Raw genomic sequence first — 6,000 nt, forward strand, 5'->3', positions numbered from 1 at the left:
CTCTCGGGGAAGCGGACGCGGTGTCCGGGGATGCTGGGCCGCTCAGGTCCGGACGGCCAGGCGCCTAGGAGATGGCGGCGGCCACGACCAAGGCGATGGAGACGTGCGCGGTCGCGTTGACCCACGTCGCCGGGTGCCACTCGGCGCCGCTGATCATGTGGGTGACCTTGCCGGGCGTGATGAGGTCGATCAGCAGGAAGGACAGGGCCATGACGACCAGCCCGATCAGGCCGAAGATGGTGGCGGACATCAGACCGTACAGAAGGCCCAGCTCGGAATAGCTCGCCAGGATGGCGGAGACGACCACGACCGCCGCGCCCAGGGTGTTCGCGGAGACCAGTAGGATCGCGTTCCGGTTGCGGTCCTCCCAGATGAGCTTGTGCAGTTTCCCGGGGGTGAGCAGGTCGGTGATCAGGTAGCCGAGCAGCATGATGACCGTGCCGACCACGCCGTAGCCGAGCGCGTAGTAGGAACTCTCGAGGATCTCGTTCATGGCCTTGTCCGTTTAGGGGAAATCGGGGTGCCGGGGGTGGGACGTGCGGATACGTCCCACCCCCGACTCGGCAGACTACTTGCCGAAACCCGATCCGCCGCCACGGCTGTCGCTTCCGCTGCCGCCGCTGTTGGAGTTGTTGCCCCCGCCGCCGAAGCCGCCGAAGAAGAAGAAACCGCCGCCGCCGCGGCCCTCGTCGCAGTCGTCCGTGGGCTCCGCGGAGGGGCCGCTGGCGCTCGTCGAGCCCGAACCGGAGGTGGAGCTGTCGCTCGGCTCGCAGTCGGCGCTGTTGCTTCCGCCCGCGCACGCCGACAGCAGCAGGAGCAGTGCGGTGGCGCCGCCCACGGCGGCGAGCTTGTGTCGTGGGACCGTTGCTGCTCTGATCTGGGTCTTGGCCATGTCGGCCTCCTCTAGGGGGTCAGGGTGGTGGTCGTCGTCACCAGTTCGTCGCTCTGCGGGTAGGCGTGCCAGGTACGCCAGCGCAACGACGCCTCGCTGCCGGAGAGCAGGTGCAGCGCGGTGATCGCGAGCGGATCACCGGGGAAGGCGACGAGCAGCCCGCCGGTCGAGACGGATGTCTCAAGATGGATCGCGTCCACCCGGCGGGCCAGTTCGGCGCGAGGCAACGACTCGACGATCGAGTCGAAGCGGTAGTCGCCCACCCCAGGCAGGGGGTGCTCGGCATGGCCGGGAAGCCCGCCGGGGACCCCCGGCAGGCAGGCGACTGTTTCCACCAGTTCCCCGTCCGTCGACGCGGACCGGAGGACGACCTGGTGCGAGGCGCCGAGAACGCGGAGTTCGACCCTGAAGCCAGGCACCTCGACGGTGCGGGTGGCGAGGGGTTCGACCAACGAGTGGCTCAGGGTCCAGACCAGGTCGTCGGCCTTGGTGTCGACGAAAGGGGCGCTGATGCTCGCGCGCACGTGGGCATCAGCTCCCGGGGAAGATCGTGAAGGTGCCGGCCGCGACCTTCTCACCGGTGGCGACTTCCCAGCTGCCGTGGTCGAAGCGCTCGAAGGCCAGCAGCTTGCCGTTGTCGGACTCGTAGTCCGCGTAGTCCATACCGCCTTCGGCCTTGAGGCCGGTGGTGCCCTCGGACCGGTAGGAGCCGGAGCCCTTCTCCTCGAGCCGGTAGGTGACGCCCTCGAGCTCGATGCTCCTGCCTTGGGGGACCATCTCCAGGTCCGGGCGGCCGGTCCACAGGGCGAGCTCGACGTCCGGGTCGGCCTCCACCGAGAGCCAGCGCTTTCCGCCGTCGACCTCGAGGAAGTGCTCGGACCAGGTGTAGCCGCCCTCGGACAGGCGCAGGGTGCCGCGAACCCAGGTGCGCTCGGTGCCCCAGTCGATCATGTCCCCGGCCTTGATCCCGAGCGGGTCACCGGCGGTGTCCGTGGCGTTGGCTCCCGCGAAGGGGTCCTGGGGCGGCGGGGGAGGGGGGTCCTGCTTCTGCGAGCGCGAGCGCTGCGTGTAGATGAGGACTCCGATCACGATCCCAACGATGAGAATCAGCAGAAGGAGGAGTTCGGTCACCAGTGTTCCTCGTTTCGCGGTGAAGCACGGTTTTGTACCCGGGAACGGGGCCAGGGCAGCCTACTGCTCGGTGAGACGCCCGCTCGGGCGTTCTGGTTCCTGTTCCGGCAGGTTCGGCGGCGGGCATCAGCACCCAGGGCCGGGGGTTTTCCGGACCTATCGGACTTACCCCAGCCTAGGCGGTCACTTCGGGGCTCAAAGCCCGGTCAGGACTTCGGGTCTCCGGTCTCGAGCGGGAGTGATTCGTCGCCGCCCCAACGGCTCCATGAACCGGGGTAGAGGCGCGTGTTGGTGAAGCCCGCGTGCTCTAGGGCGAGGAGGTCGTGGCAGGCGGTCACGCCGGACCCGCAGTAGGCGGTGACCGTGGTGGCGGACTCCGCGCCGAGGGCGGCGAAGCGCTCGCGGAGGGTCTCGGGAGCGGCGAGGAGGCCGTCGGGGGCGAGGTTGGCGGGCCACTCGGCGCTGCGGGCCCCGGGGATGTGGCCGGCGCGCGCGTCGACCGGTGCGGGCTGTTCGCCGGTGAAGCGGCCGTGGACGCGGGCGTCGAGGAGGAGGCGGTTCGGGTCGGAGAGCTCCTGCTGGAGGGCTTCGGTGCCGACCAGGCGGTCCGCGGGCCACGGGAGGGCGGTCCGGTGCACGGGCGCGGCGGAGGCCTCGCCTCCTTCCAAGTCGTCGGTCCAGGTCTGGAGGCCGCCGTCGAGGATCGCGGCGGGGGTGCGGAGGGCGCGGAGCATCCAGACCAGGCGCGCGGCCACAGAGCCGCCCGCGTCGTCGTAGACGACCACGGAGGAGGTGTCGCCGATGCCGAGTCGGCCGAGGGTGCGGGCGAAGTCGGCCGCGGCCGGGAGGGGGTGGCGGCCGCCCTCGGTGCTGGCCGGCGCGGCCAGGTCCGCGTCCACGTCGGCGTGCACGGCGCCGGGGATGTGGCCTTTCAGGTAGGCCTCGCGGCCGGATCGGCCGTCGAGGTACCAGCGGGAGTCGACGAGGACGACCTCGTCGCGGTGCTCACGGAGCCAGTCGGCCGAAACGGCGACCGGGAGGGACAGCGTCTGATCGGACATGGCCGTCATCCTAGTGACGGCGCCCGCCCGAGGGGCGGAAGGCGGCCAGGCCCAGGCCCGTGGCCAGCGGAACCGAGAACCAGAGCTGGTACCAGAACACCGACCCCAGGTCGGACCAGGGCATCGTGGCCACCGCCGCGGCGCCCACCGCGCCGATCGCGAAGGTCAGCACACTCCTGGACACCCTCAGTTCCAGCTGCGGCAGTCCGTCGAACAGCAGCCGCGCGGCGAGAGTGCCCACTCCCAGGAGCCACAGGCAGAGGAAGATCTGGAGCCGCGCGGGTTCGGGCACGGCGGCGTCCCAAGCCCAGAGGGTGAGTCCGAGTCCGGCGACCAGGAGAACAGGCCCCCCTAACGCGGAGGGCCTGGTGGACGCGCGGTCGAGCGGTTGAGTGTGTACCTCCATAAGGAGGTCAATGCCCGGTACGTCCCGACTTATGTCGTGGGGTCATCGTTGGTGTGCGCGGTCCTTGCGGTGGACGTGCAGAATCCACCAGAGCCCGAGGGGAGGCAGCAGCAGCGGAATGAACATGTAACCGCTGCCGAAGTTCGACCACACGGTGTCGTCCGGGAACACCCCGGGCAGGAAGACGCTCAGGGCGCCCACCACGAGCACCCCGGCCATCTCCACGGATACCGAGACCAGCGCCACCATCCGCGAAGTGCGCCCCGCCCGGGCCAGGCCGACGGCGGCGACCAGGTAGATCACCCCGGCGAGCACGGACAGCCCGTACGCCAAGGGCGCCTCGTCGAACCGGGTCACCAGCTGGTAGCTCCCACGGGCGGTCGCCGCCAGGGCGAACACCGCGTACACGGCGACGAGCAGGCGCCCAGGGCCGGTGCGCAGTGTGCGGTCCGGAACGGTGGTGTCAGGCAACGGGGCTCCACAGCTGCTCGATGCGGACCAGCAGTACCGGCAGAATCAGGCACGCGAACGCGATGACCGCAGGGCCCCACTTGCTGCGCTCCATGAACCCCCACGCAGCGCACGCCGGCGGCAGCAGTGCGACGGTCGCGAGGTACGACACGAACATGACCATCTCGTCCGGCCGTTCACCCCCGCCCATCGCCACAATCGTCGCGGCGACCTGCGCCAGCACCAGCAGCCACAGCACGGTCATGCCCACCAGGTGCGGTATCAGCATGGGCTGGTCGCGGAACGTGGAGATGAGGCACCACACGGCCATCCCCAACGACACCATCTGAATGGCCATGGTCAGCCAGTCGACCATGCCGCCTCCGCTCCGGTACTGCGCTACTCCGCGAGTGTCCGCCCATGTCAGCGGACCGATTCCAATAACGACATCCAGGAGGACGCCCAATACGACGCAGTGTAGTAGCTCCGTTGGTCGGTGTATGACTGGCAGGTGTAGGACTGGCCGCCGTACGACGTCTGGCAGTGGAGACGGCAGCTGCCCGTCAGCCGAGACGGCAACCGCAGGCTCGGCCGGCGCCCCGAGCCCGTGCGGCGATCGCGAACCCCAGCTCCGCCGGAGCCGAGCGGTTTGTGGCGTCACGGCCGGTTTTGGCGTCACAGCCAGTCATTGTGTGCGGAGGCGGAGAAAGGCGGACAATGAAATCAGGCGGCGCTTGTTATTGTGGCTTGGGTTCCCTTCTTGGGTTGGGAGTTCCCTCCTTTCCCGCCGCGTGATTGTGGCCGTCTCCGCTGCGCGCGTCAAGGTCGTCGCCATCGAGCGCTTCGCGCGTCAACGGCGCTCCACCTTGACCCGCTCCGCTACGACGGCGGGTTGGCGGCTATCGGGAAAGGGGGCAGGGTGGTTGAGGTCCGAGCGGGAAAAACTCGGGCTCCGCCCGAAAACGGATTCTGTCGGCCTGGCGGCCGATGCCTGCCCCTGCGCCGGAGCGTTGACGAGTCGGGTGTCGCGGCTGGTCACTGTGGGCAGCGAACCCCGAACGGCGGGGCCTGGCGGCCGGGCGGGCCACTGCGCCGGAGCCCACCGGTTGCGGGTGTCGCGGCTGGTCACTGTGCGCGGCGAAAACCCCGATGATCTTGCTCCTGTCTCCACCCTCGGCCGTCGAGAATGGCGACAGGAGCAAGATCACCACCATTCGGGCGCGCATATGCCCGCTTTGTCCAAGAATGCGGTCAGGGGGGTGACTCCCTTTCCTGGAAGGCTTCTTTCCGGGGAATGGGAAAGGCGGGTCGGGGTGGCCTGGTAAGGGTGTTATCACCTCCGGGTTAGGTCCTTTTTGGGTCTTTCTTGGTATCCTTAGTGGTATGACTTCTTCTTTCGGGCAGTGCGGGAATGCGGCGGGCAATACGCCCGCCGTTTCCGCCACGCGCACCGCCCGGGGAAAGATCGCTTCGGAGATGGCGGAGGTGCCCCCGACCGGAGCAGCTGGCCAGGTCCTGGACGTGATCTCGCAGGTGTTCGAGGACATGGAACAGGCCCAGCTTTCGATACTGCTGCGTCTGGCGCAGCTGGAGGCGGCCGGGACCCTGTTGGAGGCGGGTGGGCAGAGGTCGGTGCGGAACTGGCTGATCCACTCGGTGGGGATGGCCCCCGTTGAGGCCAACGGGCGCGCCGAGCTGGCCCGCCGGTTGTTCGCCCAGGAGCTTCCCGCCACCCGGGAAGGTTTGGACTCTGGGTTGTTGTCGATCGGGGAGGCGGTGGCGGTGTGCAAGGCCGCCGATGAGGCGGTGGGGGCGCGCAACACTGGCCGCTACCCGGATGCTGGCCTCTTCCGGCGGATGGTGGAGGCCGGGATCTTGGCTTCCAAGGCCAGGGAGCTGGCGATGTCGAGCTCCGACATCGCCCGGCTGGGCCGGGAGCTGCTGGCCCAGTACAACCCGGCGGTGGTGGAGGAGCAGTACCAGGCCGCCTTCGACGCCCGTGGTGCGCGTTTGGTGCGGACCTTTGATGGCACTCACCTGTTCGAGGCCTGGGGTCCGGG

At 69.1% G+C, this 6,000-nt stretch carries 8 protein-coding genes and 1 pseudogene; 1 reads left to right on the plus strand and 8 read right to left on the minus strand.

Features of this window, described 5'->3' with window-relative positions; translation table 11 throughout:
• Positions 1-64 precede the first annotated feature (64 nt).
• The 8 genes from ACYVD1_RS25300 to ACYVD1_RS25335 form a co-directional block, all read right to left on the minus strand.
• A complete protein-coding gene (locus tag ACYVD1_RS25300; protein WP_460776997.1) occupies positions 65-493 on the minus strand; it encodes a DUF350 domain-containing protein in 429 nt (142 codons plus the stop codon).
• Positions 494-568: 75 nt separating this feature from the next.
• Complete coding sequence (locus ACYVD1_RS25305; protein ID WP_460747696.1) at positions 569-892, minus strand: hypothetical protein; 324 nt, start codon at positions 890-892, stop codon at positions 569-571.
• A gap of 11 nt (positions 893-903) precedes the next feature.
• Positions 904-1,416 (minus strand): DUF2617 family protein, encoded by a 513-nt coding sequence (locus tag ACYVD1_RS25310; protein ID WP_460776998.1) that lies wholly within the window; start codon positions 1,414-1,416, stop codon positions 904-906.
• A 7-nt stretch (positions 1,417-1,423) separates the two neighbouring features.
• Complete coding sequence (locus tag ACYVD1_RS25315) at positions 1,424-2,023, minus strand: DUF4178 domain-containing protein (protein WP_460776999.1); 600 nt, start codon at positions 2,021-2,023, stop codon at positions 1,424-1,426.
• Positions 2,024-2,229: 206 nt separating this feature from the next.
• Positions 2,230-3,084, minus strand: coding sequence for a sulfurtransferase (locus ACYVD1_RS25320; protein ID WP_460777001.1), 855 nt, complete (start codon positions 3,082-3,084; stop codon positions 2,230-2,232).
• A 10-nt stretch (positions 3,085-3,094) separates the two neighbouring features.
• Positions 3,095-3,490, minus strand: coding sequence for a hypothetical protein (locus tag ACYVD1_RS25325; protein WP_460777002.1), 396 nt, complete (start codon positions 3,488-3,490; stop codon positions 3,095-3,097).
• A 42-nt stretch (positions 3,491-3,532) separates the two neighbouring features.
• Positions 3,533-3,961 (minus strand): hypothetical protein, encoded by a 429-nt coding sequence (locus ACYVD1_RS25330; protein WP_460777003.1) that lies wholly within the window; start codon positions 3,959-3,961, stop codon positions 3,533-3,535.
• Positions 3,954-4,316 (minus strand): cyclin family protein, encoded by a 363-nt coding sequence (locus ACYVD1_RS25335; RefSeq protein WP_460777004.1) that lies wholly within the window; start codon positions 4,314-4,316, stop codon positions 3,954-3,956. Before ACYVD1_RS25335 ends, ACYVD1_RS25330 begins: the two co-directional genes overlap by 8 nt.
• 1,007 nt (positions 4,317-5,323) lie before the next feature.
• Between ACYVD1_RS25335 and ACYVD1_RS25340 the strand changes: the two are divergent.
• Positions 5,324-6,000 (plus strand): annotated as a pseudogene (locus ACYVD1_RS25340) (HNH endonuclease signature motif containing protein); the annotation flags it as partial.

The organism is Nocardiopsis nanhaiensis, assembly GCF_054778635.1.

What these genes read in the sequence shown, in the direction of transcription:
- ACYVD1_RS25300 (WP_460776997.1), bottom strand. Translation starts at nt 493, where the DNA reads ATGAACGAGATCCTCGAGAGTTCCTACTACGCGCTCGGCTACGGCGTG.
- ACYVD1_RS25305 (WP_460747696.1), bottom strand. Translation starts at nt 892, where the DNA reads ATGGCCAAGACCCAGATCAGAGCAGCAACGGTCCCACGACACAAGCTC.
- ACYVD1_RS25320 (WP_460777001.1), bottom strand. Translation starts at nt 3,084, where the DNA reads ATGTCCGATCAGACGCTGTCCCTCCCGGTCGCCGTTTCGGCCGACTGG.
- ACYVD1_RS25325 (WP_460777002.1), bottom strand. Translation starts at nt 3,490, where the DNA reads ATGGAGGTACACACTCAACCGCTCGACCGCGCGTCCACCAGGCCCTCC.
- ACYVD1_RS25335 (WP_460777004.1), bottom strand. Translation starts at nt 4,316, where the DNA reads ATGGTCGACTGGCTGACCATGGCCATTCAGATGGTGTCGTTGGGGATG.